This is a genomic window from Nonlabens sp. MIC269 (assembly GCF_001430865.1).
Classification (GTDB): domain Bacteria; phylum Bacteroidota; class Bacteroidia; order Flavobacteriales; family Flavobacteriaceae; genus Nonlabens; species Nonlabens tegetincola.
In genome coordinates, this window is record NZ_CP011373.1 from 764,763 (window position 1) to 790,190 (window position 25,428).

At 35.3% G+C, this 25,428-nt stretch carries 27 protein-coding genes; 14 read left to right on the top strand and 13 right to left on the bottom strand.

What is annotated here, in order from left to right:
• The first annotated feature begins 1 nt into the window (after position 1).
• On the top strand, positions 2–3,667 hold the full coding sequence (locus AAT17_RS03495; RefSeq protein ID WP_060522946.1) for a M1 family aminopeptidase: 3,666 nt from the start codon (positions 2–4) through the stop codon (positions 3,665–3,667).
• Positions 3,668–3,713: 46 nt separating this feature from the next.
• Here AAT17_RS03495 and AAT17_RS03500 read toward each other — a convergent pair whose 3' ends face one another.
• Together AAT17_RS03500 and AAT17_RS03505 are read right to left on the bottom strand one after the other, a co-directional pair.
• Complete coding sequence (locus tag AAT17_RS03500) at positions 3,714–4,310, bottom strand: NUDIX domain-containing protein (RefSeq protein ID WP_042279030.1); 597 nt, start codon at positions 4,308–4,310, stop codon at positions 3,714–3,716.
• Positions 4,310–4,882: a GNAT family N-acetyltransferase gene (locus AAT17_RS03505; protein WP_253279791.1), complete on the bottom strand. Its 573-nt coding sequence runs from the start codon at positions 4,880–4,882 to the stop codon at positions 4,310–4,312. The genes AAT17_RS03500 and AAT17_RS03505 overlap by 1 nt, the downstream gene beginning before the upstream one ends.
• On the opposite strand from AAT17_RS03505, the gene ribD reads away from it, so the two are divergent.
• The 3 genes from ribD to AAT17_RS03520 are packed head-to-tail and all read left to right on the top strand — an operon-like array spanning position 4,881 to position 7,385.
• The gene (ribD, locus tag AAT17_RS03510; protein ID WP_060522947.1) at positions 4,881–5,897 is read left to right on the top strand and encodes a bifunctional diaminohydroxyphosphoribosylaminopyrimidine deaminase/5-amino-6-(5-phosphoribosylamino)uracil reductase RibD; all 1,017 of its coding nucleotides are present in this window, start codon (positions 4,881–4,883) and stop codon (positions 5,895–5,897) included. The two genes, AAT17_RS03505 and ribD, sit on opposite strands and share 2 nt — an antisense overlap.
• Positions 5,894–6,772, top strand: a complete 879-nt coding sequence (locus AAT17_RS03515) for an EamA family transporter (RefSeq protein ID WP_060522948.1) — start codon at positions 5,894–5,896, stop codon at positions 6,770–6,772. Before ribD ends, AAT17_RS03515 begins: the two co-directional genes overlap by 4 nt.
• A gap of 4 nt (positions 6,773–6,776) precedes the next feature.
• Positions 6,777–7,385: a YigZ family protein gene (locus AAT17_RS03520; RefSeq protein WP_042279027.1), complete on the top strand. Its 609-nt coding sequence runs from the start codon at positions 6,777–6,779 to the stop codon at positions 7,383–7,385.
• A 3-nt stretch (positions 7,386–7,388) separates the two neighbouring features.
• Here the strand turns inward: AAT17_RS03520 and AAT17_RS03525 are convergent, their stop codons facing one another.
• Together AAT17_RS03525 and AAT17_RS03530 are read right to left on the bottom strand one after the other, a co-directional pair.
• Positions 7,389–7,937 (bottom strand): pyridoxamine 5'-phosphate oxidase family protein, encoded by a 549-nt coding sequence (locus AAT17_RS03525; RefSeq protein WP_060522949.1) that lies wholly within the window; start codon positions 7,935–7,937, stop codon positions 7,389–7,391.
• Between the two features lie 22 nt (positions 7,938–7,959).
• A complete protein-coding gene (locus AAT17_RS03530) occupies positions 7,960–8,364 on the bottom strand; it encodes a thioesterase family protein (protein WP_060522950.1) in 405 nt (134 codons plus the stop codon).
• A gap of 192 nt (positions 8,365–8,556) precedes the next feature.
• On the opposite strand from AAT17_RS03530, the gene dnaA reads away from it, so the two are divergent.
• A complete protein-coding gene (dnaA, locus tag AAT17_RS03535) occupies positions 8,557–9,984 on the top strand; it encodes a chromosomal replication initiator protein DnaA (RefSeq protein ID WP_042279024.1) in 1,428 nt (475 codons plus the stop codon).
• A gap of 1 nt (position 9,985) precedes the next feature.
• Entirely contained in the window at positions 9,986–10,450 is a 465-nt protein-coding gene (locus AAT17_RS03540) for a low molecular weight protein-tyrosine-phosphatase (RefSeq protein WP_060522951.1), read from the top strand.
• A 13-nt stretch (positions 10,451–10,463) separates the two neighbouring features.
• Here AAT17_RS03540 and AAT17_RS03545 read toward each other — a convergent pair whose 3' ends face one another.
• The 7 genes from AAT17_RS03545 to AAT17_RS03575 all read right to left on the bottom strand — a co-directional run bounded on the left by AAT17_RS03545 (position 10,464) and on the right by AAT17_RS03575 (position 15,928).
• Positions 10,464–11,324, bottom strand: a complete 861-nt coding sequence (locus AAT17_RS03545; protein WP_060522952.1) for a fructosamine kinase family protein — start codon at positions 11,322–11,324, stop codon at positions 10,464–10,466.
• Between the two features lie 2 nt (positions 11,325–11,326).
• Entirely contained in the window at positions 11,327–11,491 is a 165-nt protein-coding gene (locus AAT17_RS13275) for a Lacal_2735 family protein (protein WP_060522953.1), read from the bottom strand.
• A 102-nt stretch (positions 11,492–11,593) separates the two neighbouring features.
• Entirely contained in the window at positions 11,594–12,415 is an 822-nt protein-coding gene (locus AAT17_RS03555) for an RlmF-related methyltransferase (protein ID WP_060522954.1), read from the bottom strand.
• Positions 12,405–13,457, bottom strand: a complete 1,053-nt coding sequence (locus AAT17_RS03560) for an AMP-binding protein (RefSeq protein WP_060522955.1) — start codon at positions 13,455–13,457, stop codon at positions 12,405–12,407. The genes AAT17_RS03555 and AAT17_RS03560 overlap by 11 nt, the downstream gene beginning before the upstream one ends.
• Positions 13,429–14,391 carry a CPBP family intramembrane glutamic endopeptidase gene (locus AAT17_RS03565; RefSeq protein WP_060522956.1) on the bottom strand — a complete coding sequence of 321 codons (963 nt, stop codon included), beginning with the start codon at positions 14,389–14,391 and terminating at the stop codon, positions 13,429–13,431. Before AAT17_RS03565 ends, AAT17_RS03560 begins: the two co-directional genes overlap by 29 nt.
• 1 nt (position 14,392) lies before the next feature.
• On the bottom strand, positions 14,393–15,436 hold the full coding sequence (locus AAT17_RS03570; protein ID WP_060522957.1) for an o-succinylbenzoate synthase: 1,044 nt from the start codon (positions 15,434–15,436) through the stop codon (positions 14,393–14,395).
• 39 nt (positions 15,437–15,475) lie between these two features.
• Positions 15,476–15,928, bottom strand: coding sequence for a DUF4442 domain-containing protein (locus tag AAT17_RS03575; protein ID WP_060524980.1), 453 nt, complete (start codon positions 15,926–15,928; stop codon positions 15,476–15,478).
• Positions 15,929–16,086: 158 nt separating this feature from the next.
• Here AAT17_RS03575 and AAT17_RS03580 point away from each other — a divergent pair, with 158 nt between their 5' ends.
• From AAT17_RS03580 to AAT17_RS03595, 4 genes are all read left to right on the top strand, one after another.
• Positions 16,087–16,581, top strand: a complete 495-nt coding sequence (locus AAT17_RS03580) for a DUF4870 domain-containing protein (protein ID WP_042279017.1) — start codon at positions 16,087–16,089, stop codon at positions 16,579–16,581.
• Positions 16,582–16,587: 6 nt separating this feature from the next.
• Entirely contained in the window at positions 16,588–16,929 is a 342-nt protein-coding gene (locus AAT17_RS03585; RefSeq protein WP_042279016.1) for a PadR family transcriptional regulator, read from the top strand.
• Entirely contained in the window at positions 16,926–18,599 is a 1,674-nt protein-coding gene (locus AAT17_RS03590) for a PspC domain-containing protein (RefSeq protein ID WP_060522958.1), read from the top strand. Before AAT17_RS03585 ends, AAT17_RS03590 begins: the two co-directional genes overlap by 4 nt.
• A gap of 122 nt (positions 18,600–18,721) precedes the next feature.
• The gene (locus AAT17_RS03595) at positions 18,722–19,546 is read left to right on the top strand and encodes a DUF2807 domain-containing protein (protein ID WP_172792942.1); all 825 of its coding nucleotides are present in this window, start codon (positions 18,722–18,724) and stop codon (positions 19,544–19,546) included.
• Positions 19,547–19,621: 75 nt separating this feature from the next.
• On the opposite strand, the gene trxB is transcribed toward AAT17_RS03595, so the two are convergent.
• The gene (gene trxB, locus AAT17_RS03600) at positions 19,622–20,608 is read right to left on the bottom strand and encodes a thioredoxin-disulfide reductase (RefSeq protein ID WP_060522960.1); all 987 of its coding nucleotides are present in this window, start codon (positions 20,606–20,608) and stop codon (positions 19,622–19,624) included.
• Between the two features lie 242 nt (positions 20,609–20,850).
• Here trxB and AAT17_RS03605 point away from each other — a divergent pair, with 242 nt between their 5' ends.
• Positions 20,851–22,617, top strand: a complete 1,767-nt coding sequence (locus AAT17_RS03605; protein ID WP_060522961.1) for a Na+/H+ antiporter NhaC family protein — start codon at positions 20,851–20,853, stop codon at positions 22,615–22,617.
• 34 nt (positions 22,618–22,651) lie between these two features.
• Here the strand turns inward: AAT17_RS03605 and AAT17_RS03610 are convergent, their stop codons facing one another.
• The gene (locus AAT17_RS03610) at positions 22,652–23,920 is read right to left on the bottom strand and encodes a DEAD/DEAH box helicase (protein ID WP_060522962.1); all 1,269 of its coding nucleotides are present in this window, start codon (positions 23,918–23,920) and stop codon (positions 22,652–22,654) included.
• Positions 23,921–24,161: 241 nt separating this feature from the next.
• Here AAT17_RS03610 and AAT17_RS03615 point away from each other — a divergent pair, with 241 nt between their 5' ends.
• The 3 genes from AAT17_RS03615 to AAT17_RS03625 all read left to right on the top strand — a co-directional run bounded on the left by AAT17_RS03615 (position 24,162) and on the right by AAT17_RS03625 (position 25,399).
• Complete coding sequence (locus AAT17_RS03615) at positions 24,162–24,797, top strand: peroxiredoxin (protein WP_060522963.1); 636 nt, start codon at positions 24,162–24,164, stop codon at positions 24,795–24,797.
• 61 nt (positions 24,798–24,858) lie between these two features.
• Positions 24,859–25,170: a co-chaperone YbbN gene (locus tag AAT17_RS03620; protein WP_042279006.1), complete on the top strand. Its 312-nt coding sequence runs from the start codon at positions 24,859–24,861 to the stop codon at positions 25,168–25,170.
• Positions 25,151–25,399 carry a hypothetical protein gene (locus tag AAT17_RS03625; RefSeq protein ID WP_042279005.1) on the top strand — a complete coding sequence of 83 codons (249 nt, stop codon included), beginning with the start codon at positions 25,151–25,153 and terminating at the stop codon, positions 25,397–25,399. The genes AAT17_RS03620 and AAT17_RS03625 overlap by 20 nt, the downstream gene beginning before the upstream one ends.
• Positions 25,400–25,428 lie beyond the last annotated feature (29 nt).

Here is a 25,428-nt window from a genome sequence, read left to right on the forward strand (position 1 = left end):
CATGTTTAGTACTATTTTTTTACACGAGCTTAGAACTTGGTTTAAGAAACCACTGTTCTATATTTATACTGGAGTTATCTTTCTATTAAGCTTATTAATTACCGCACTTAACGTTGGGGTATTTGATAGTGACTCTGTAACCGTTACTTCTCCTTTTTATCTAAACAGTGCAGTAGGAGTTTATAGTTTAATAAGTGGTGGTATATTAATCACTTATTTACTTATCCCTAGTATTATAGGTGGAACTATTCAACGTGATTTTAGCAGTAACATGCACCACGTACTTTATTCCTATCCCTTAAATAAAGTAAGCTATTTACTAGCAAAATTCAGTGCTGGGATGCTACTCACACTATTAATTATTCTTGCAAGTATGCTGGCCGTTACAATTGGCTTTTACTTACCTGGAGCAAATGAAGATTTGATAGGACCTTTCTCACTCATGAATTACATTCAACCATTTTTAGTAATGGTAATACCTAATGTATTTTTCTATGGAGCCATCGTTTTTGCTATCACGACCTACTTCAGAAATATCAATTTAGGTTTCATGAGTGTGCTCATCTTGATTATCTGTCAATTTGCTGCTGCTAATTCATTAGATTCTGTAGATGATACCTTTTGGATAGAACTTCTAGAACCTACTGGAGAAAGTGCTATTGGACAAAGAATTAAATACTGGACACCAGATGAGCAAGGCAGTAAATTATTACCTACCGATGGTACTGTATTGTATAATCGATTATTGTGGTTAGGGTTTTCCGTTGTTCTATTCCTTTCTGTAATCGTTGGTTTTAGATTTTCTCAACATGCTATTTCGGTAGGAAGAAAGAAGAAATCATCACGAGTAATCAAACGTAATTTTGGAACTGTTCAAGATATTACCTTACCTAAGGTAAGTCAAAACTTCAGCTTTTTTAATCAATTGAAAACAGCTTGGACAATATCAAAATCAGACATTAAATACATTGTAACAGGATGGCCATTTATTATTATAGCGGTAATTGCTTTTGCCTTTTCACTTCTTACTATGTTAGTAAGCGGTCAAGTGTATGGTACAGACATCTTGCCAAAAACCTGGTTGATGTTACAAATCCCTGCAGGAATATTTAGCACATTTACCTATCTATTAATATACCTGTACACTGGCTTTATAATGGACCGTTCCAAAACGGCTCACATGTTACAATTAGTAGACACCACTCCTACTAAAAATTGGGTTTTCCAATTATCACGAGTATTCTCTATGAGTATAATGGTGTTTTCTCTATTTGTTATAGTGATGTTAAGTGGTATCATCATACAAACCGTAAATGGTTTTAATGATTATCAAATAGACCTTTATTTGTTTGATTTGTTCATGATTAAATTTTGGGAATTTTTACCATGGATATTGATGTCAATTTTAATTCACACTTTGATTAAAAATAAATGGTTAGGACTTATGACCTTGCTAGTAATTGCCTTAGGAGTACCATTTGCCATGGAGGCTATAGGAGTTGAACAAGCTCAATTTATTTTTAACCAAGGAACCGGCGCTCCTAGTCCTTCAGATATGAATGGTTATGGAGATAGTATCTGGCGCTACTTCACATTTAGAGGTTACTGGATTGCATTAGGTATAGCGCTATTTGGTGTTAGTTTATTATTCTTTAGACGTGGAATGAGTATAGGTGCAAGTGAGAGGATTGCTTTCGCGAAAGCGAGATTAAAAACACCTATCATCACACTACTTAGTGTAGGATTAATAATATTTATAGGAATAGGAAGCTACATTTGGAAAGTTAACAACATTGATAATGAAAGAACTACAGGAAAAGAACGTGAACTATTGGCAGTAAATAAAGAAAAGGAATTAAGTAAATATTTAAACGTTCCCCAACCTAGAATTACTGATGTTAAGGCGTTTGTTGATATTTACCCAGAAACTAGAGACTTTAAAGCTAGAGCAGAAATGCTTATGGTCAACAAGTCCAGCGCCGTTATTGATACACTGCACGTTAATATCAACGACACACTTACCACCATTGAAACAGATCGTAAAATTGAAGTGGTTTATGACAACGAGGACTATGGTTATCGCATGTATAGGATAACGCCACCATTACAACCTGGAGATACACTAGAGTTTAATGTAGCAACTTACAACAAAGAAAACACCTTCTTTGAAAAAAACTCACCCGTTGTTGAGAATGGAACTTTCATGAATAATTTCGTTTTTCCATCCATTGGATACAATGATCAAGGAGAGATCCGAAATACTCAAATTCGCAAAAAGTATGAATTACCTCCAAAAGATCGCTGGCCTGACGCAACTAAACCAGGTGTGCGAGACAATAATTACATAGGCGGAAACAGCGATTGGATAAACTTTGAAGCTACATTAAGTACAAGTCCAGATCAAATTGCCATATCACCAGGTTATCTAACTAAAGAGTGGGAAGAAAATAACCGTAAGTACTACTATTATAAAATGGATAGTAAAATGGTGAATTTTTACAACTTTATGAGTGGTAGATATGAAGTCATGCGCGACGAGCACGACGGCATTAAACTGGAAATCTATTACCATAAAGATCATGATTACAATATCGATCGTATGATGGCTGGCCTTAAAGCCGGACTAGATTATTATAATGACAATTTTACACCCTATCAACACAGGCAAGTACGCATCATTGAATTCCCAAGAAATTTTGGAACGTTTGCTCAGGCGTTTGCAAATACGATACCTTTTAGTGAAGGTATAGGTTTCATTGCCGATGTTGATGGAAGTGACAAGGATGCAGTAGATTACCCTTTTAGTGTTACCGCACACGAACTTGCTCATCAATGGTGGGCACACCAGGTAATTGGAGCCTATGCAAAAGGTGCTACATTACTCTCAGAAAGTTTATCAGAATACAGTTCATTAAAAGTTCTAGAGAAATCTAGAGGAAAAGAACAAATGAGGTCTTTTCTTAAAGACGCTATGGATAAATACCTTTTAGGAAGAACGGTAGAGTCCATTGGAGAAAACCCATTGATGTATAATGAAAACCAACAGTATATTCATTATCAAAAAGGATCCTTGGTCCTTTATGCAATGAGTGATTATTTAGGTGAGAAACCATTTAATAACGTCATTAAACAATTTGCAGAGAAATATCAATTCCAAGGTCCACCATACCCAACAGCTATTGAATTTGTAGACGATATAAGAGCCGCAACTCCTGACTCGTTACAATATCTTATTAAGGATATGTTTGAAACGATAACCTTGTATGATAATGATGCAAAAAAAGCTACGTATACAAAACTTGATGATGGTCGTTATCAAGTAGAATTTACTGGATACATAACTAAGTATAGATCGGACAAAAAAGGAAAAAGTGTTTATAAAAACACGCTAGGTGATAGCCTTTCATACACTCCTGAAGGAAAGAAAAAAGCCTTAAAATCATTACCTCTAGCTGATTATATAGATGTTGGTGTGTTTGGAGAAAAGGATGATGAAACAGGAATAAATAAGGTTCTTTATCTCAAAAAACATAAAATTGTAGCTATTGAAAATAAATTCTCAATTATCGTAGATGAAAAACCTGTAGAGGTTGGAATTGATCCTTTCAACATATTGATAGACCGTAACTCTAACGACAATAGAACAGCGGTTAAAGAAAAGGAATAGATTTTTTTTGCGAATTAAAAAATAGAAAAGCCTTACTTTAAAATATTTAAGTAAGGCTTTCTTTATTGAGTAAAAACCATTGTAATCCTATAATCGATATCGAGTTGTTTATAGCTCCGTCTCGTAATAGTTGTTTAATTTCAGACAAAGGTATTTTGGTTAATAAAATATCTTCCTTTTCTGATGCTTCACCACCACCTTGAAAAATCTTATCATGAGAAGAAACTTGAGAAAAATATAAATGTATTTGTTCTGAACAACCACCTGGTGATGGAAAATAAGAACAAATTTTTTCAATATTTTTTAATGAATAGCCTATTTCTTCTTCTACTTCCCTTTTTATTCCTTCAACAGGATCTTCATTAAACCCTAAGCTACCAGCTACTAATTCCATCATAAAAGCTTCACCTCTTCTCGCACTGGGATACCTAAATTGTTTAGTAAATAAAAAGGATTTTGTGTCTTGTTCATAAAGTAATATTGCTACACTATCTCCTCGTTCTAGGGATTCCCTTGTAACTTCCAGTTGTTCATTACCGTGCCAAGTATCATGTTTTATCTGGGCTTTTATAACTTTTAGAAAACCATCATAAACAGTTTCTTCCTTGATTATCTCAAAGTTATTTGCAGTATCGTCTTTCATTATAAATCAAGTATCATTTGAACGGGACAAGAGTAATGTCCTGTATTACCTATGGGCTCATTGAGTAATTTAAAACCCATATGCTTGTAAAGACCTTGAGCTTCAAACATATTATCCATGGTTTCAAGATACATTTTTGAATAAGCTAATTCCTTAGCAGTTTTAATACATAATTGTATAAGCTCCTTGCCATATCCCTTACCACGCGCTTTAGGCAAAAAATACATTTTTTGAAGTTCACAGATATTCTGCTCTTGATTATCTAGTGGTCCTACACCACCGCAACCTACAATTTCACCATCCAATTCTATAACGTAATACACGCGTCTAGGTAACTGAAAGTGCTCATACATGGATTGGGTTGCTTTATCACTATATGCAGTTCCCTCTTTAGGAGCCCCATATTCAAGTATAGTTTGTTGGATAATATTCTTAACAACTGTATTATCCTCAGGTAGAATAGGTCTAATCATCATAATTTCAAAAGTACATCTAGTAACTATTATAAGTTTGCTATTGAGTCTAAATTTAACCCAGCCTTGTGATTTAAATCTTACTTTTGCTGGAATCATGAACAAAGACGAATTATATATGCAACGATGTTTGCAGTTAGCTCAAAATGGACTGGGTACTACTTATCCTAATCCATTAGTAGGAAGCGTCATTGTATATGAGAATAAAATCATTAGTGAAGGCTGGCATCAAAAAGCAGGAAAACCCCATGCCGAGGTTAATGCCATTAATAATGCAATTAAAAAATTAGGTGAGGAAAAGTTTGAAAAAATAGCTCCTAAGTGTAGTATATATGTAAATCTTGAACCTTGCTCACATACTGGTAAAACGCCACCATGTGCTTTGCTACTAGTAAGGTATAATTTTAAAGAAGTTATAGTAGGAACACTAGACCCACATGATAAGGTAGCAGGAAGAGGAATAAAGATTCTTGAAGAAGCTGGTATTTCATGTAAAACAGGAATACTTGTAGATAAATGTAACGAAATCAACAAGCGTTTTTTCTCGTTTCACAAGTATAAAAAACCATATGTTCTGCTTAAATGGGCACAAACTAACGATGGCTATATCGCTCCGGAATTTAAGACTAAGAAGCAACCTGTTTGGATTACAAATTCATACAGCTTACAAAGGGTTCATCAACAACGATCCACAGAAAACGCTATTTTAATAGGTGCGGGAACAGCGCTTGCAGACAATCCTAGTCTTACAACCAGAAATTGGAAAGGTACCCATCCCTTTAGATTTGTTCTTGCTAATAAAAAGGAGCTACCAAAAAATCTTAACGTTTTTCAATCACCTAATCCTGCTCAAATTTTAGACATTCCTTTGTCCGACATTAAGACAGTATTGAAAGAGTTATATAAAAAAGATATCCAATCGGTAATTGTAGAAGGTGGATCTAGGACTCTCCAAGCATTTATAGATGCAGGGCTGTGGGACGAAGCACATATTTACACGAGTGAAAATACGCTATTTCATTCTGGAGTAAAAGCACCAGAACTTGACGATCAACAATTACAAAATCATTTTAATATAAAAGGTGATACTTTAAGAATTTACCATCGTTTATGATTTATCTAGGATTAAGCATATTACTATCTAGTTTACTATATGTAATTTTTAAATTGTTTGATGTTTATAAAATAAACACCCTACAAGCTATAGTGGTAAATTATCTTGTAGCTTTTATAACAGGTATTATTTCAAGCAATGGGACTTACGATATAACAACTGTTTTAAAGTCAGACTGGTTGTTTCTAGCGATGTTCATGGGAATTCTTTTCATAACTATTTTCAATGTCATGGCGTTAACGGCACAGCGCAATGGTCTGTCTGTTGCCAGTGTTGCTAGTAAAATGTCATTAGTTATACCTGTGATTGCAGGCTTCACAATATTTAATGAAGAATGGAACATACTAAAAGCCATTGGTATAATAATCGCTCTGGCAGCAGTTTATTTTACCACAGTTAATAAGAAATCGCAGTCTAATATAGATTGGACTCCAAAAAAACTCCTATTACCACTAGCGCTATTTGTAGGAAGCGGTATAATTGATACTGTTCTCAAAATTCTACAAAATAACCATATGTCAAATAGTAATGAAGATGTCATAAGTGCCACTATTTTTTCTTTTGCATTTATAGCAGGATCTGCGGCTGTGATATATGGGTTAATTAATAAAAATGAGAAATTAGAATGGAAAAGTCTTATCGGAGGAATTGTTCTAGGAATTCCTAACTTTTTCTCGATTGTGGTGATTTTAAAAGCCCTCAATTCACCCGGTTTAGAGAGTACATTTGTTTACCCTATTAACCATGTAGGAACTGTAGTATTGTCAACCATGTTTGGTTTATTTCTATTCAAAGAAAAACTGAAATCTAGAAACGTTCTAGGTATTATACTTGCTATAATTGCGATTGTTTTCATCGCTTTCGCGAAAGCGTAAATTCATGAGAGACACTTATAAAACAATAGCAAAAGAAACAACTGAAATCTTATTCAAGGACAAGGGCAGTAAATTCTACGCTCGTGCATTTCCTATCCAGAATCCAGATGAAGTTTCACCTATCATTGATGCTTTGAAGAAAAAATATCCGAAGGCAAATCATCATTGTTATGCCTGGAAGATCGGTCCTGGAGAAAACAATTATAGGGCAAATGACGATGGAGAACCCAATCATAGTGCAGGTGATCCCATCCTAGGTCAAATTAATTCTAATGAATTAAGCGACGTTCTAGTAGTAGTCACTAGGATATTCGGAGGAACAAAATTAGGTGTGAGCGGATTAATAAATGCTTATAAAGAGTCTAGTGCTTTGGCCATTGAGCAGGCTACAATTATAACAAGAACCATCACTTCTCAAGTGAAAATCGACTTTGAATACGCTCAAATGAGTCAAGTTATGAGGTATATTGAAGAGCAAGGACTCACTATGGCCTTGCAGGATTTTACCGCCAGCTGTTCTATAACTATAGATGTTCCTCTCAACAATGTTGAAAAAGTAGTCAAAGACATTAATCAAATGTACCCAATTAAGGCAAAGGCTCTAGAAGACTAGACATTATGGAGCAAGCCAGTGACCAGCCCAATTATCTTTGCGTTTATATAAAGCTCTTAAGTGATTAGGACGTTTAAGTTTGAGATACTCTATTTCACTAATTTCAAATCGTAGAGGTAGGAAAAAGCTTTTATCACGTGACACGTATTCTACATGATCAGGATTATCAATAGGCGTAGCTGGTGATGGGATTGAGGTATAATCCTTTATACTTTTTGAAGTAACCTTTTGAAACAATCGTTTAACTTCTTTGGGACTATTAATTTCAATCAATCTACCATTACACCTTAATTGCAAAAGTTTTTTAGAATTGTAAAATAAAAAACAAGCCTGATCATTTGATTTTATATGTTCTACTTTAATAGATCTTGAATCGGTAAAAACAATTAATTCCTTCTTTTCGACATCAATCTCTCTTAAAACAACAGTTCTAGACCTAGGTATTCCATTTTTGTCTACAGTTGTTAAAACGGGATATTTAAAATCGTGTTTGGATTTTGAGGTTGCCAATTGCAATTCATCGATTAGACTTTCAAAATATTCAGGAAGCATACTTTTGATAAGTTAGTAGATTTTAAAACAATTTCTTACAAGCTTCTAGAAATTCCGGAATTGGTTTTCTAGGTCTAAACGAGTTTGCATCAGTAAAAACAAGAGTTAAGTTTGCCGATGCGTGTAAAACATCATTTTGATCAATTATTTCGTAGTAAAATTCAACACGAGTTGTAGGAATATTCTTAATGGTGGTTTTGACGAAAATTTCATCGTTTAATCTAATTGGTTTTCTGTAAGTTATATCGATATTGTAAACTGGTAGTAGTACTCCATTTTTTTCCATTTCATTATAAGAGAAACCTAAAGTGTCCAACCAAGACATTCTACCTAACTCTAAATATATCAAATAATTAGCGTGGTGAACCACACCCATTTGATCAGTTTCGGCATATCGAGGTGTTATCGGAATAATTGTACTTTTCATATAATTTTCATATCTTATCCAAAGTTAAAAAACCAGTAAGCCCATGCTACTTTTTTTTTAATTTATCAAATGGTTTTTTAGTTTTTTTTAAGGTTTTTTATACACATATTTGTACTCGATTAGGGACTGAAATATACCAACCTTTATTCATCCCAAGTTCGCATCAATTTTAACTATAAAAATACGACTTTTATGACACTGACAGCAGAATCGGTTTGGGACAATTGTCTACTTTTTATTCAGGACAATATTGCGCCCGAGGCTTATAAAACGTGGTTTCAGCCCATTAAGCCTGTAAAATTAACTGATAATGCTTTACACCTTCAGGTACCTAGTCGTTTTTTCTATGAATGGTTAGAAGAACATTATATAGACTTACTTAAAACTGCTCTTACTAAAGAATTAGGGTCCGATGCAAAATTAATCTATGCGATACGCATGGAGAATCCTGCAAAAGGAATGGAAGCTTTTACCGAAAAAATACCTAGTAGTAAGCGCAACTTTACCGAGTCTCAAAATGTTGATGCTCCAGTCAAAACTAAAAGCCCAGAACTTAAAAATCCATTTATTATTCCTGGAATAAGAAATGTTCAAGTTGAATCTCAACTTAACCCTTCTTATAACTTTGATAGCTTTCTTGAAGGAGAATCAAATAGACTGGCACGTAACGCAGGTATGGCTGTAGCTAACAAACCTGGAGGAACTAGTTTTAATCCGTTATTGATTTTTGGAGGAGTAGGATTGGGTAAAACTCACTTGGCACATGCTATAGGTGTAGGTATTAAGGAAAACTACCCAGATAAAACCGTACTCTATATAAGCGCAGAAAGATTCATACAACAGTACACTGAATCTATACGTAAGAATACAAGAAATGATTTTATTCATTTCTATCAACTTATAGATGTTCTTATTGTAGACGATATCCAATTTTTCTCTGGAAAGGCTGGTACTCAAGATGTTTTCTTCCACATTTTCAATCATTTACATCAAAACGGTAAACAAGTAATTCTTACAAGTGATAAGAAGCCTGTTGATATGCAGGATATTGAACAACGTTTACTTTCCCGTTTTAAATGGGGACTTAGTGCAGAGCTCAATCATCCCGATTATGAAACGAGAGTTTCCATAATCCAAAACAAATTATACAGAGATGGTGTAGAAATGGATGATAATATCGTTCATTATCTAGCGGAAAACATAAAAACTAATATTAGAGAATTAGAAGGAGCAATAATTTCTTTAATTGCACATTCTTCTTTTAATCGTAAGGATATCACCATCGACCTAGCTCGTAAAATTGTTGAGAATTACGTTAAGAATACAAAGAGAGAAGTATCAATTGATCAAATCCAAAAAGTAGTAAGTGATTACTTTCAGATGGATATAGATACACTTCAATCAAAAACCCGTAAGAGACACATTGTTCAGGCAAGACAACTAGCTATGTATTTTGCCAAAAAAATGACCAAAGCTTCTCTAGCTAGTATAGGTTCTCAAATAGGAAAAAGAGATCATGCTACAGTATTACATGCTTGTAAAACCGTTGAGAACTTAGCATCTACTGACAAGCAATTCAATAAATATGTGCAAGACTTACAAAAAAAGCTAGCAGACTAACATGTCAGATAAACAGCGCATATTAATGGTTTGTTTGGGCAACATTTGTCGCTCTCCTCTTGCAGAAGGAATCATGAGGTCAAAATTAAACTTTACAAAATTTCAAGTGGATAGCGCTGGTACCTATGGCGGTCATGTGGGAGAACAACCCGATAATAGATCAATTGAGGTAGCTAGAAAAAACGGACTGGACATTACTAATCAAAAATGTAGAAAACTTACTGTTGACGATTTTGATAGGTTTGATTACATCTATGTGATGGATGATTCAAACTTTCGTGATGTTACCGCTCTTGCTCCTACTCCAGAACATGCCAATAAAGTAGTCAAAATCCTTGATGAGCTTTTTCCAGGAGAAGGACTTGACGTACCAGATCCTTATTACGGTGGTCAACAAGGTTTTGAAAATGTATACAAAATGCTTGATCAAGCGACCGATGTAATAGCAAAGAAACTGCAGGGCTAGTCTAAACTCCTATTTAAACATACTTATTTATACACTGTTGTACTTGGTTTAAATAACCAGCACCAAATAAGTTTAGATGAACCAATAGATAATACAATTGATATAAGGGTACTCTTTCCTCCCAACCTGGTAAAGGCGTACGTACCTCATGATACATCCAGTAGAACTTATTAGAAAATCCACCAAATAGTTTCATCATTGCAATATCCATTTCTGCATGGCCAAAATGAGCAGCAGGATCAATTAAAACTGGCTGTCCATTTGGAGTAAAAATCACATTACCATTCCATAAATCGCCGTGAATAAGAGCAGGTTTTTGTGATGGGATTAGACGTTCCATTTTTTTAAACAACCCTTCTATCCCTTTTAATTCAAAACCATTACTCACAGCTAGTTCAAATTGCGGGACCAATCGCTGGTGTAAAAAGAATTGTGTACCGCTTTCAGTTTGTAAATTATATTGAGGTAGGCTTCCTATATAATTATCCTCTTCTAATCCAAATAACTCATCAGTGCAATCGTGCAAAGCAGCTAATTGTATCGCAAGATTTGATTCATCCTTTGTATTTAGAGCATCTGGAGCAATATATTCCAATAGTAGATACTGATATGTAGTACTCTCGCCTTGAGCGATAACTAAGGGAACTCTTACTGTACCTGACTTTCTAAGCAGTTGTAAACCATCATTTTCCCGCTTGAGCATTTTAGGAAATTGAATCTTATCAGTATACTTTAAAACATATTGAATAGCGCCTTGATCAATGAGCATGACCTCATTTATATCTCCACCAGAAAGTTTTGAGGCTTTGCGTACCCTAAACGGCAATAGTGCTCTTATTTCTAAGGGAACAAGAACGGTAGATGCAGCTTCCATGATTACTTCAATGCATCTAATTTTCTAGCGATATCATCTGCCTTTTTGAAAGCGGCATCGCTAGCCGCACGATTTGTAGTAGATAGTTTATGGTATTCTTTCATCAATCGTGCATATTCCTGTTGAAGCTTCTCCTTTGCTGACTTCTTTTTGAATAAACCAAACATATTTTTATTATAATACAACAAAGTTAGTTTGATTATAGATTTAATGGATATTTGATTGGTTAATTAAATGACTAGGTATTTATAGAAAAGTTCCTAAAAGAATCAACGAAATTTCCAAAACAAATAATGAACAACCTTGGAACCTATTTTTGAACTTTTCACATAGTGATTTGCTTGTTTTTTTGTCAAAAGTTTTTCGAGCCTAGCTATATTTCCTTTTTGAGATACTAAGGTTGAGAACAAACCTACCTGAGTTTTATAATCAATCGATTCCTTGATCATCCTTTTGATAAAGAGTGCTTCTCCTCCATTACACCATAACTCATCGGCAGTTCCCGAGAAGTTATGTTTTTTTTCACCACCTAAATTTTTAGCTTTTCTTTTAAATGCCTTCATGGCTTCCTGCTCACTACTGAAAAATGGTGGATTACAAATCGTGAAATCTAAATACTCTCCTTTTTGAATAATATTTTTGAAGATACTTCCTCGATCGGATTGTAGTCTTATATCTATTGAAGGGACTGTTTTGGTATTCGCTTTCGCGAAAGCGTAACTTTTCTCACTAACCTCTGATCCAATCATATTAAAATTGTAGCAACTTGCTCCCAATAAACTATAAATGGCTGTAGCTCCACAACCAATATCAAGTCCCTTTGCACCAGCTTTAACCTCATCTGCGATGTGATGTATATAGTCTACACGACTAGGAACTGGTGCTAGCAAATATCCATGAGGATATTCAATGGGTGTTATACCATAATAGTGTACTAACAAAGCATTGTTTAGAGCCTTTAAAGCTAAAGAATCATTAAAATTTATAGATGATTTATCCTGAAACTGGACTGTAAACCTGGATAAAGGTGGATGAGCTTTAATTAGTTCATTAAAGGGATAATCTTCTTGATGAATATTGTTAGGATGCATGCAGAAGTGCCTGTTCTATTGATTTCTTTTTTTGGATTTTACCGGTATTAGTTTCAACTAAAGTCGGCAAAAAGTAAATAGCCCTAGGAACTTCAAACTTATCTAAACCTTTAAAGTCAATATCAAAAGAAGATTCGCTTTCTACAATTAATACTACTTGTTCACCAAGATCATTATCGGGTAAACTACCTATGAAAAAACGGTTTGAGATTTGACTGGATAATTTATCCTCAATTTTTGATGGATGTAACTTTACACCACCAGAATTAATAACGTCATCTAGTCTACCTAGCAATTCAAATTTCTGCTCATTATGCAACAAAACAAGATCATTGGTAGTAAGTAAATCAGGTGATACTTGTGGAGCATCTATCACCAGTGTCTGATCCTTACTTAGTGAAAAAGTAGTTTTACCTACTGCTGTATAGCAAGCTTCATAATGTGGATACAACTGTCTAATCGCGACGTGGCTGCATGTTTCGGTCATACCGTAAGATTGATAAACCCTACTGTGCTTGCCTTGTAGTTGTCCCACAAGGGTTGCAGTTACCGGACTACCGCCTAATAACGTGACACGACTTTTATGAATATTGTCCAATGACTGTGACAATTGAAAAGGAGTCATTGCCGTAAAATCATAGCGCTTCTCAGCCTTTTTTAAGGGCTGACTTGTAGGCTCAACACAATCTAAATGCCAGCCATGTTGAATTGCTCTTATAAACATCATTTTACCAGCAATGTATTGTAATGGCAGGCAACACAACACTTGTTTTCCTGGTATAAGATCAAAATAATTAGCAGTTATAGCTGCACTGTTTAAAAAGAATTGTTTATTAATTTTAAGAGATTTTGGTTGTCCAGTAGAACCACTGGTATTAACCGTGAGAACTTCAAAATCATCTAGCCAGTTAAGTAAAAAGTCTCCCACCTCTTTTTCCCAGGCGTCACCTTCCTTCACATAGCTATAGGCAACTATCATAAGACCTTCATGATCTAATGAGCGACCATTTAATTTAAAACTCGGGTGTACTTTGGGGATCATTTGTGCCTTCTTTTTCAAAAAATTCTTTTCTATCCAGTACGCGACCGAATAGTTTTTCTTTCCAATTTTTCCAGTTGTAAATTTTACCTAAGATAATTAATAAAATAGGGTATCCAATAAAGATAGATAAGGTATCTGTCCACGCAAAAGTAGGTTCGGACATATCTATAAATACAGAATCGGTTTGTATGGCTGTCCATGTACTTGTCATGAGCAATGCGGCTGTGATATTATTGGCCGCGTGAAAACCTAGTGCCAGCTCTAACCCTTCATCGAGCAAAGTCATCGCTCCTAAGAGTAGACCTGTACCTATATAAAAAACCATAACAACTGGTCCTAATGTTTCTACTTCAGGATTTGCGGCATGCATTAATCCGAATAATACCGAGGTAACAATCCATGATATAGCACGACTCTTAGTAGCTATACCTAATCCTTGTAACAATTGACCTCTAAATAAATATTCCTCAAAACTAGTTTGAAATGGAAACATTAATAACGACAAAATCACAAGAGGAATAAACTTATCCCATTGAAGGTTATAGACATAATCTTCTGGAGCATTGAGAGCTGTCATGAAAATCATACCACCTTGAAAAGCAGCCCAAATAAAGAACATGGTAAATATGCGTTTCCAATCAATCCTTGAACGAGAAGTGGTAAAACTGGTCAAAGATTGACCATTGATGAACTTTACCCAAATAAAGACAATAATCAATCCGATTACAAAAACCATTAAGTTGATGGCCAAAAATGGTAATGTACCCATTTGATCAATCATAGTTTGCATGATCTCGCTAGTAGACTCACCAGATTCATCTAAAAATGCTTTGGTAGCAAAATAGTTGAAAGTCATTAATAAAATAAAACCTACTGGTAGAATGAAAGCATTCCAAATGCCCAACTTTCCTTTGTAACCTTGTTCTATATACATTTTATAAATTTAAATAGTTGGTGTTCCAATTTGTTGTATTGTTACACCATAATTCTCCTTTTTTAATTTCCAAAGGTGCATCAATATTATTTGTAAAAAGTCCACCAGTACCTAAACCTTGCGGCATTGTTACACCTAAAGTATATGTAAACTGTGCAATAGCATTCAAACCTACGTTAGATTCTAGGGCGCTGGTCATCCACCAAGCAATATTTCGCTCTTCAGCTATATTGATCCACTCGCGACAGCTTTGAAATCCTCCAATTAGAGCTGGTTTTAAAATAATAAATTGAGGACGTATTAAATCCAAACATTTTTGCTTTTCTTCCGTTGTATGCAACCCAATTAATTCCTCGTCAAGGGCAATAGGAACTGGCGTATTTTGACAAAGTTGGGCCATTGCTTCATATTGACCAGGCTTTATAGGTTGTTCAATACTATGTACGTCATACACGGACAATCGATTTAATTTTTCCATGGCGTTTTCAATTGAAAAAGCTCCATTAGCATCTACTCTGATTGTCATTTCATTAGCAGAAAAACGTGATCTAATCACTTGTAATAAGTGTAGCTCTTTTTCAAAATCTATGGCGCCTATTTTCAACTTTATACAAGAGAAACCAGTTTGCATTTTTTCTTCTAACTGGTCTAGCATAAACTCTTGGTCACCCATCCATATCAATCCATTAATAGAAATGCTATCTGCACCTTGAGTAAAAACACTAGGAAACAACTCAAAACAGTCTGTACTTTGAAAAGATTTTAATGCGGTTTCATAACCAAATCTAATAGAAGGCCATTCCAATAATTCCTCAAGTATGATGGATGGTTTTAAATGAATATGATCGCACAACCATTCTAATTTTTGTTCAAAACCTGGTTTATCATCATAGGACAACCCACGAAACATATTAATCTCTCCTATTCCTTTTTTATTTTCATTTTCAAGAATTAAGAACCAAGTATCCTTGGTTTTAAGAATACCTCGTGAAGTTCCCGCAGGACTTTTAAATTCTAGGGTGTGTTTATGAATATGTGCTTTCAATTTTTAAATATCTAATTTAAATTAGTCCGAGAAAAGTACCTATTTTCTTTTGACAGTCCATTCAAAATTAAATAAGCTCACCTGCACACCATTTTCATTTAATCCTTGAGCTTGCATCCATACGGTTTGACCTTCTCCAGTTTCTACCGTTTTTTCAATTGCTTCTTTAATTTTTAAACCATCGTTGCAAGTAAAAGTAATTTTTCCTGTGGCTTTTTTTGTGAAAGTTGCGTTATTGTTAGCCACAAGCATACTTACTTTGGCATTGCTTTCTTGAATATAAGACATAACAAGCGCACCCGTAGAAAGCTCGGCCGCCATGGCTTGAACAGCAAAATACATAGACTTAAAAGGGTTTTGATTAAACCATTTGTGCTTCACTCCTACTACACAACTTTGCTTGTCGATTTCTTTAACCCTAACTCCTGTCCACCAACAACTAGGTAGCTTGAAAAAGGTGAACGTATTAATTTTTGAAGGAGTAATCATAATTTTAACATTTCCCACAAATGTAAGGAAAGAGCTTGTATTTATTGCGCTTTCGCGAAAGCGTACATAAAAAAAACACAGCGTTATTAAAAAATATATGGTACTTTGTATTGCATAATACTATCTTTTAGATATATATTTGCATAAGAAATTAATATGCTATGGAAAAATCAATCGAGAAAAACCACAGGAACATAGCCACGGGTATTCATTTACTCACCTTTGGCAAATGGCTATTTCCATTGGGCAATTTCATCCTGCCCATGCTACTTTGGATGATAAACTCAAAGAAGTCTCCTTTTATAGACTTTAATGGTAAGCAGGCCATTAATTTTCAATTAAGCATGACGTTATACACATTTGCTCTTGCATTTTTAGGTGGTAGCGTTATAATAGGTTCCATTGTATCTGGTGGTCCTAGCTTATGGGAAGCGATGGACGGTAATGATTTCCCGTTTTTTAATAATATGGGAACTTTTAACCTTATAGTATCTAGCGGTATTATATGTGGTACAGGAATTCTATTTCTAGCCATATTGGATCTAGTTTGCAGTATAAAAGCAGCAGTTAAATCTCAAGAAGGTGAACTGTACCAGTATCCTTTAACCATTAATTTTCTTTCTACTCAAATTGAGCAGGAAGAGATTAAAAAATAAAATTATATGAAGATAGAAAACACAAAAGCGCAAATGCGCAAGGGAGTACTTGAGTACTGCATTCTTTCTATCCTTAAAGAGGACGATGCTTATGTTGCAGAAATATTAGAAACTCTTAAGGATGCAAAAATGCTGGTAGTTGAAGGAACGATTTATCCACTATTAACCAGACTTAAAAATGCTGGTCTCCTATCTTATAGATGGGAGGAATCAACAAGTGGACCACCACGTAAGTATTATGGACTTACTGAAACAGGAAAAATATTTTTAGAAGAATTAACCGGTACCTGGGAAGACTTAAAAAACGCTGTAAATATGGTTACCAACTCAAAAACTAAGAAATCATGAACAAAACAATTAATATAAATCTTGCTGGGCTGTTTTTTCATATAGATGAGGACGCCTACAACCGTTTACAACGCTATTTGAGCGCGGTAAGAAGATCTTTTAGTGGCACCAGTGGCGCCGATGAAATAATGCGTGATATCGAATCTAGAATCGCAGAACTTTTCATGGAAAAAAGAGCCAATGATCAACAAGTTATCTCTATCAATCATGTAGAAGACGTGATTGAAATAATGGGACAACCAGAAGATTATGAAGTTGATGAAGAAATCTTTGAAGATCCAAAACGCAAACACAGATCTACTGGACCTAGTAAACAGCTTTTTAGAGACACGCAAAATGGTTATATAGGTGGTGTAAGCTCTGGGTTATCCTATTACTTCAACATAGATGCAATATGGGTACGTATTTTATGGGTACTACTTGCCTTTTTCAGTGCAGGATGGATCGTTCTTGTATACGTAATTATGTGGATCTTTGTACCTGATGCAGTGACTACGGCGCAGCGTCTTACCATGCAAGGTAAAGAAGTGAATATATCTAATATTGAAGAGCAAAATTCATTTGAAAATTTTAGTACAGTAGCCGATGAAAAGACCGACGCCGGCTACCGTGTGGTAGGTCAAAAAGGTAAACGTGGTACCGTAAAATTCTTTGGAGCTCTGGGTAGAATTATTAAAGGATTCTTTAAGGCCATAGTCAAATTGATTGGACTATGTATTTTCCTAGCAGCATCAATAGGTATAATTGCTTTATTGATATCACTAGTAACCGCAGGAAGTATCTCTATAGACGGTATGCAAGCAGCCGATATTTTGGACATAGGTATTCCTGCCGATGTTAATATTTGGTGGGCAACACTTGCTGTATTCTTTCTTGTAGGAATCCCACTATTAGTATTAGCCATTTTAGGACTTAAGCTTTTAGTATCTAACTTGCGCAGTATAGGTACTACCGCTAAGGTTGCACTTGCAGGTATCTGGATAGCATCAGTAATAGGAATGGTATTCATAACCACAAAAATTGCTAGTAGCCAAGCCATTAAAGCATCTATTGCTAAACAAGAGAAGTTTACCGTGGCACCACAAAAAACCTTATTTCTTGACGTTATTGAAACAGACTTTACTGATCAAGTACGCATCAACGCAAACAATGTAAAAATTGTTTATGACGATGAAGGACCAAAAGTGCTGTCGCGCGATGTACGTGTAGCAGTAACCTCTACAACAGACTCGGTTGCGAGCATTACCCTTAATTACAAGGCGGCAGGTTCAACCATGGATGAGGCTAAAGAAAATGCTAATAATATTATCTATAAATATGAGCTTACTGATAGCACGTTAACTCTTGATAATTATTTCGCTTTACGCGAAAACAAAAGGCTTAACCAGCAACGAGTAGATGCAATAATCGCCTTACCAGAAGGCACAATATTCAATTGGGATGATGATTTTATTCACCGCTATCGCAATGGTATCAGTAACGATGCCTTTGATTTATACGATAATGAAAAAACTTATCAAGTGAAAAATGGTAAAGCTATTTGTTTAGACTGTCCTGTGATCAATGAAGAAAAAAAAGTAACAACTCAAAATAATGAAGTAGTCAATGATAGCGTTACTTCAAAGACTTTAAACGATCCAGAAGTTAACGAATGGCAATACCAAGACTAATGATTTAATGAAAAAGAAAAATCGTTGTTGTACTATGTTTTGTGATTGTAACATAGTATTTGAGAACCGCTTCATTTAATTGGAGCGGTTTTTGTTTACTTTTGAATAATAATATGAACTATATGAAAAATATACTCCTAATACTAGTGATGATAACGGCTACAGTAAGCCTAGCACAAGATTTAGAAAAAGTAAAAGGTAATCGTGAAGTAACAACTGAAATTAGTCCGATTGAAATATTTGAATCTCTTGAAATAAATTCGGATTATGAGGTAGAAATCGTTCCAGGCGCTGCCACACAAATTGAAATCACTACAGATTCAAACTTGCACCAATATTTACAACCAGTTATAGAGAACGGTAAATTAATGATAAATACAACTGCAAGAATTCGTTCAAAAAAAGAAATGAAATTTAGAATCATTTATGGGCCTGAACTTAATAAGATTCATGTGACAGACGATGGCAAGTTGACAAGTGTAACCGCTTTAAACTTTGAAAACTTAATTTTGAATGTTGACAACGATGCCGAGGTTTATATGACTGCAAACGTTAAAAACCTAGAACTCAATGCCGATGATAGCACAAAGTTAGAACTCAACCTATCTGGAGATCAAGCCAAAATTAATTTTAAAGGCAACGCAAACATTAAAGCCCTATTCAATTACAATTTTCTAGAATATAACATGAAAGACCGCGCTGATGCACGTATTGAAGGTGACATCAAAAATGGAGAACTTACTATTCAAGAAAGAGCAGAGTTAGAAGGTAAAAACCTAGTTGTCAACAATCTTAAACTAAGTAGTTCAAATAGTTCAAGAGTTGAAATTAACGCTACCGATGACATCATAATTAACGCTAGTAACAGTACAGAAATCACGCTTTACGGTTCGCCCGATATCAAGATTGAAGAATTCTCTGGTAAAGCAATACTTAAGAAATCATAGATAGCATTACTTCAACAAATAAAAAATGCGTTTGAGAGTTCAAACGCATTTTTTATTATACACTAAGCTGAGAAACTATTCTACATGATAATCACCAGCAATAGTTTCCTCCACTACACCAACCTCAGCAAGATAACGTTCTGCATCTAGAGCTGCCATACAACCAGTACCAGCTGCTGTAATCGCTTGACGATAAATCTTATCTTGAACATCACCACTAGCAAATACTCCTGGAATATTGGTTTTAGTTGTACCAGGCTCAGTGATTAAATAACCATCTTCACCCATATCTAGTTGGCCTTTAAAAATATCTGTATTTGGCTTGTGCCCTATCGCGATAAACAAACCTGTAATAGCTATTTCATGCTTATCATTAGTCTGATTATTCACAATGCGCAATCCTTCTACGACTTGATCACCCAATACCTCATCTACCTCACTGTTGTAAAGCACGGTTATATTTTCTTTACTATTTACTCTATGTTGCATCGCTTTTGAGGCGCGCATGTAGTCTTTACGTACTAGCATTGTCACACTCTTACAAATATTAGCTAGGTAGGTAGCCTCTTCTGCAGCAGTGTCTCCTGCGCCTACTATGGCAACATCTTGATTGCGATAGAAAAATCCATCACAAACTGCACAAGCACTTACTCCACCACCGCGCAATCTTTGTTCACTAGGTAGACCTAGATATTTGGCGCTTGCTCCAGTTGATATAATAATAGTATTTGCCTGTACTTTAGTCTTACCATCGATAATTGCAGTATGTATACCACCTTCTTCACTAGCAAAATGAACTTCAGTAACCATTCCTAAACGAACCTCGGTACCGAAACGTTCAGCTTGTTTCTGTAAATCTACCATCATCGATGGTCCATCAATTCCTTCAGGATAACCAGGAAAGTTATCTACTTCGGTTGTTGTGGTAAGTTGTCCACCTGGTTCCATACCTGTATAAACAACCGGTTTCATATCGGCACGAGCTGCATATATTGCCGCTGTGTATCCAGCAGGACCAGAACCTATAATTAGGCATTTTATTCTTTCAACAGTTTCAGACATAGTTCATATTATTTACAACAAATGTAACTTTAAAAAGGCGTTTATCAGAACTTGCTTTATTGTTATTTATTATCCATTTATTAAGGTTCTCTTTAGCTACATTATTAATCAAATTTCTTACGGCGCTGCTTCTATATATTGGATAAGGAAAGCTACATATTACGCTTTCGCGAAAGCGTGATATACAATTACCCATTTAATAGTATATTGCGACGTAACTACCTAAAAACTGAATAACGTTTATGGAAAGCCAAAACATCAATCAAGAAGACGAGAAAATTATTGAAAACAGAGAATTAAGCATTTTTGAAGCACTTATTCCTGTTATTGCGCTTGTGCTCATGCTAGCTGTAAACGTGTACTTGTACGGTGATAATTCACTAGGTGGTAGTAATCAATTTGTTCTTTTACTAGGAGCTGCCGTTGCAGGAATTGTGGGCTCCTTTAATGGAGTGAGTTATAAGAAAATGGTTGAAGAAGTAGCACAGAATATAAAATCTACTACTGGAGCCATTTTAATATTATTAATGGTAGGTGCTCTTGCCGGTACATGGCTATTGAGTGGTATTATCCCTACTATGATTTATTACGGACTGGACTTGCTAAATCCATCTATATTCTTAACTGCTTGCGTTATTATTTGTGCGGTTATTTCCATTTCTACTGGTAGTAGCTGGACTACGAGTGCCACAGTTGGTATCGCCTTAATTGGAATTGCAGGCGCTCTAGATATAAGTGCTGGGATGACAGCTGGTGCTGTTCTCAGTGGTGCTTACTTTGGCGATAAGTTAAGTCCATTAAGCGACACCACTAACCTTGCCCCAGCAATGGCAGGAACCGACTTATTTACTCATATTAAGTACATGACTTATACGACTGTTCCTACCATATTAGTCACTTTATTCGTCTTTATGTTTATAGGATTTACAATAGATAGTGCTGGCGATGTGGATGTAAGCGAGTATCAAGCAGCGATTGATGCTACGTTTAATACTTCGGCGTGGTTATTTCTAGTTCCAATTATCGTTATTGCGATGATTGTTAAAAAGGTATCACCGCTTATTGCTTTACTTCTAGGAACTTTGCTCGCTGGTGTATTTGCTTTAATCTTTCAAAACCACATCGTTTATGAGAACGGTTTAAAATATCAAATTACAGAAATTCAAGACGAATTTAAATCCTACGTGGAATGGGATAACACAAGTAGCAATAATTTTCAAAATCCAGGCACTTATACACTACAACCTGTTGAAGATAGCGATGTGGTATTAAGTGAACCTGTTGTATTTAATTTGCCCAGCGGTGGTGAAAATGATTCCTTTACTACTAATAAAACAGTAACCATACTCAAGGATGACGTTGAACTAGGTACACTAGAGCTATCTGCAGTGCCTACTGGATATGCTGCCACAGCTTATTTTGCTATTATGAATGCAATTACAGTTTCTACCAGTGTAGATCCAATTACCAACAATACTAAAATCAAGGACAAGTTGACTGGACTATTTGAAGGAAAAGGTATGGAAAGTATGCTAGGTACCATTTGGTTGATTGTTTGTGCAATGGTATTTGGTGGAGTAATGGACGCTATAGGAGCATTGGCTAGAATTAGTCGCGCATTGCTTCATTTATTTGATTCTGTATTCGGATTATTTGCTAGTACTGTTGTGAGTTGTCTTGCTATTAATGTAACTGCAAGTGATCAATATCTAGCTCTTGTCGTACCTGGAAAAATGTATGCCAAAGCCTATAAGGACAAAGGACTGGCACCAGAAAACCTATCACGTACTCTTGAAGATTCTGGAACTGTTACAAGTGTACTTATCCCATGGAACACTTGCGGTGCGTACCAAAGCTCAACCTTAGGAGTTGATGTTAAAGACTATTTTGTGTATGCCATTTTTAACTGGTTATCTCCTTTTATGACCTTACTATTTGCGGCTTTTAGAATTAAAATCCGTCAATTAACTGGCAAACAACCTACCTTAGATACCATTGGTGAAGATTAAAAAAAAACCTACACATTTGTGTAGGTTTTTTTGTTTAATTACGTTTTAGACCTTTACGATTTTTATTACGATTAGAACGTGAAGAATTATTCTTGTTCCTATTTGAAGAACTGCGCTTGCCATGGTTCTTACGACCTCGCTGCTTTGGTTTAGGCTTTTCAGTAGGCGCATTAGGATCTGGTTCATAACCTTCTATAATTTCAAAATCGAATCGTTGATCTAGGAGTTTTTCAATTCCCTTTACATAAGAAACCTCATCACCAGCTACTAGAGAAATTGCCTGTCCACTAGCGCCTGCTCTACCTGTACGACCTATCCTATGAACATAATCTTCGGGCACATTAGGCAGCTCATAATTGATCACATAAGGTAATAATGGGATATCTAATCCACGAGCAGCAATATCAGTTGCCACTAAAACTCTAATACTAGAGTCTTTAAATCCAGCTAGCGCTCTTGTACGAGCACCTTGACTTTTGTTACCATGTATAGCAGCTGCAGTTACTTTGGATTTGTTCAATTTTTCAGCAAGTCTGTTTGCTCTATGTTTAGTACGAGTAAATACTAGAACCTGTGACCAATTTCCTTCGGTTATCATATTGATTAACACGTCTTGCTTTTGTTTTGTATCAACTCTATACATGAGTTGATCTACTTTTTCGGCAGTAGTATTTTCTGGAGTTGCTTCTACTAACACTGGATTATTAAGGAAACTAGCTGCTAGTTTTTTTATTTCTTTTGAAAATGTAGCTGAGAATAATAAGTTTTGCCTTTTTACTGGCAGCAAGGCTAGTATACGTTTTATGTCTCTTAGAAATCCCATATCCAACATACGATCTGCCTCGTCTAGAACTAAGGTTTCTACTTGATTAAGTTTTAAGAAACCTTGATTATTAAGATCGATCAATCGTCCTGGAGTTGCAACAAGAACATCAACACCTTTTTTAAGTAAATCAACTTGAGGATTCTGATTAACTCCGCCAAAAATAACAGCACTACGTATGTTTAAAAACTCACTGTACTCTTTTACATTATCATATACTTGAGCAGCAAGTTCTCTTGTTGGAGTTAAAATAAGAGCTCGCACTGGTCTCTTTTTTGCTTTAGATTCTCCTAATCTATGTAGCAATGGAAGTGTAAATCCAGCTGTTTTTCCGGTACCAGTTTGTGCACTGGCTAGAACATCCTTACCTTGTAATACTTGTGGTATAGCTTTTTCCTGAATGGGAGAAGGCTGTGAGTATCCTTTTTTGTCGATCGCTTTCAACAAGGCAGCAGATAAGCCTAAATCTTTAAATAACATATAGGGTAATTACCATTGATATCATTAAAATGGATATCAACTTTAGAATAACTGCAAAGGTAGTCTATTATAACTGTTAGAATTTCACCTTTAATAAAATAAGTTACAGTTATTATTTTAATTTACTACCATAAGGAAACTCTATAATCATATATTGATATAAGATAAAAAAAATCACGCTTTCGCGAAAGCGTAACTTAAATTTGTCTTATCAAAAATCAATTAATTTTAAATATAAAAAATGGCATTTGTAGGTAAACAATTTCCAAACATCGACGTTGACGCGATGAACGAAATGGGAGACACATTTAAATTAAATGTACTTGAAGAGGCAAAGAATAAAGGAAAAAAAGTTCTTTTATTTTGGTACCCAAAAGACTTCACTTTTGTTTGTCCAACGGAATTACATGCATTCCAAGAGGCTCTAGGAGAATTTGAAAAAAGAAACACTTTAGTTATTGGTGCTTCATGTGATACTCCAGAGGTACACTTTGCTTGGTTAAACACTCCAAAAGATGATGGTGGTATTGAAGGTGTAACATACCCAATCCTTGCAGATTCAAATCGTAATCTTTCTGGTACATTAGACATTCTAGATGTTGAAGTAGAATATAATGAAGATCTAGATGATCACGTACTTGTAGGTGATAATGTAACGTATAGAGCTACTTACCTTATCGACGAAGAAGGAACAGTATTCCATGAAGGAATCAATCACATGCCTGTAGGTCGTAATGTAAATGAGTTTTTACGTTTAATCGATGCTTACTCTCACGTACAGAAAAACGGTGAAGTATGTCCTGCGAACTGGGAAGAAGGTAAAACAGCGATGACTGCAAACCGTAAAGGAACTGCAGAATACTTTTCTCAAAACTAAAAATTAAAAACAAGCGCTTGTAACTGCAAAAGTGATTACAAGCGCTTTTAAAAAAATTGTTATGCAAACTTTAGATCAAGATAATTTACAAGAAATTGTAGGTAACAACGACAAGGTTGTTGTGCAGTACATGGCGAGCTGGTGCGGAAACTGCAGGTTAATGAAACCAAAATTCAAAAAACTATCTGCCGAGAATGAAGACACTGTTTTTATACTAGTTGATGCAGAAAAGTTTCCTGAATCAAGAAAATTAGCTACCGTAGACAACTTGCCTACCTTTGCTACTTTTAAAGGTGGAAGTTTTGTAAACCAAGTACAAACTAACAAATTTGAAAACCTTAAAGACCTAGTAAATGAAGTTACCAGTAATTAGGCATTTACAAAAAGGAACTACTCCAGAACAGCTAGAAGCTACACTGGAAGTGTTAGAACATTTTTCTGAACATCGATCAGTAACAGATGAGGAAATGGATGTGGTAGGTGAGCTTATCACTAATATATGTGGAGCACTTGAGGTCCATGCTAATGTAGAACAAGGAATGTCAGGTGTTGAAGCTGCCAATGCCTTTGCCCAAAAAGTTATGGGATCTATAGATCAATAATAAAAAGCACCTAAAGCAAGGTGCTTTTT

What these genes read in the sequence shown, in the direction of transcription:
- AAT17_RS03495 (WP_060522946.1), top strand. Translation starts at nt 2, where the DNA reads ATGTTTAGTACTATTTTTTTACACGAGCTTAGAACTTGGTTTAAGAAA.
- AAT17_RS03500 (WP_042279030.1), bottom strand. Translation starts at nt 4,310, where the DNA reads ATGAAAGACGATACTGCAAATAACTTTGAGATAATCAAGGAAGAAACT.
- ribD (WP_060522947.1), top strand. Translation starts at nt 4,881, where the DNA reads ATGAACAAAGACGAATTATATATGCAACGATGTTTGCAGTTAGCTCAA.
- AAT17_RS03505 (WP_253279791.1), bottom strand. Translation starts at nt 4,882, where the DNA reads ATGATTCCAGCAAAAGTAAGATTTAAATCACAAGGCTGGGTTAAATTT.
- AAT17_RS03515 (WP_060522948.1), top strand. Translation starts at nt 5,894, where the DNA reads ATGATTTATCTAGGATTAAGCATATTACTATCTAGTTTACTATATGTA.
- AAT17_RS03520 (WP_042279027.1), top strand. Translation starts at nt 6,777, where the DNA reads ATGAGAGACACTTATAAAACAATAGCAAAAGAAACAACTGAAATCTTA.
- AAT17_RS03525 (WP_060522949.1), bottom strand. Translation starts at nt 7,937, where the DNA reads ATGCTTCCTGAATATTTTGAAAGTCTAATCGATGAATTGCAATTGGCA.
- AAT17_RS03530 (WP_060522950.1), bottom strand. Translation starts at nt 8,364, where the DNA reads ATGAAAAGTACAATTATTCCGATAACACCTCGATATGCCGAAACTGAT.
- dnaA (WP_042279024.1), top strand. Translation starts at nt 8,557, where the DNA reads ATGACACTGACAGCAGAATCGGTTTGGGACAATTGTCTACTTTTTATT.
- AAT17_RS03540 (WP_060522951.1), top strand. Translation starts at nt 9,986, where the DNA reads ATGTCAGATAAACAGCGCATATTAATGGTTTGTTTGGGCAACATTTGT.
- AAT17_RS03545 (WP_060522952.1), bottom strand. Translation starts at nt 11,324, where the DNA reads ATGGAAGCTGCATCTACCGTTCTTGTTCCCTTAGAAATAAGAGCACTA.
- AAT17_RS13275 (WP_060522953.1), bottom strand. Translation starts at nt 11,491, where the DNA reads ATGTTTGGTTTATTCAAAAAGAAGTCAGCAAAGGAGAAGCTTCAACAG.
- AAT17_RS03555 (WP_060522954.1), bottom strand. Translation starts at nt 12,415, where the DNA reads ATGCATCCTAACAATATTCATCAAGAAGATTATCCCTTTAATGAACTA.
- AAT17_RS03560 (WP_060522955.1), bottom strand. Translation starts at nt 13,457, where the DNA reads ATGATCCCCAAAGTACACCCGAGTTTTAAATTAAATGGTCGCTCATTA.
- AAT17_RS03565 (WP_060522956.1), bottom strand. Translation starts at nt 14,391, where the DNA reads ATGTATATAGAACAAGGTTACAAAGGAAAGTTGGGCATTTGGAATGCT.
- AAT17_RS03580 (WP_042279017.1), top strand. Translation starts at nt 16,087, where the DNA reads ATGGAAAAATCAATCGAGAAAAACCACAGGAACATAGCCACGGGTATT.
- AAT17_RS03585 (WP_042279016.1), top strand. Translation starts at nt 16,588, where the DNA reads ATGAAGATAGAAAACACAAAAGCGCAAATGCGCAAGGGAGTACTTGAG.
- AAT17_RS03590 (WP_060522958.1), top strand. Translation starts at nt 16,926, where the DNA reads ATGAACAAAACAATTAATATAAATCTTGCTGGGCTGTTTTTTCATATA.
- AAT17_RS03595 (WP_172792942.1), top strand. Translation starts at nt 18,722, where the DNA reads ATGAAAAATATACTCCTAATACTAGTGATGATAACGGCTACAGTAAGC.
- trxB (WP_060522960.1), bottom strand. Translation starts at nt 20,608, where the DNA reads ATGTCTGAAACTGTTGAAAGAATAAAATGCCTAATTATAGGTTCTGGT.
- AAT17_RS03605 (WP_060522961.1), top strand. Translation starts at nt 20,851, where the DNA reads ATGGAAAGCCAAAACATCAATCAAGAAGACGAGAAAATTATTGAAAAC.
- AAT17_RS03610 (WP_060522962.1), bottom strand. Translation starts at nt 23,920, where the DNA reads ATGTTATTTAAAGATTTAGGCTTATCTGCTGCCTTGTTGAAAGCGATC.
- AAT17_RS03615 (WP_060522963.1), top strand. Translation starts at nt 24,162, where the DNA reads ATGGCATTTGTAGGTAAACAATTTCCAAACATCGACGTTGACGCGATG.
- AAT17_RS03620 (WP_042279006.1), top strand. Translation starts at nt 24,859, where the DNA reads ATGCAAACTTTAGATCAAGATAATTTACAAGAAATTGTAGGTAACAAC.
- AAT17_RS03625 (WP_042279005.1), top strand. Translation starts at nt 25,151, where the DNA reads ATGAAGTTACCAGTAATTAGGCATTTACAAAAAGGAACTACTCCAGAA.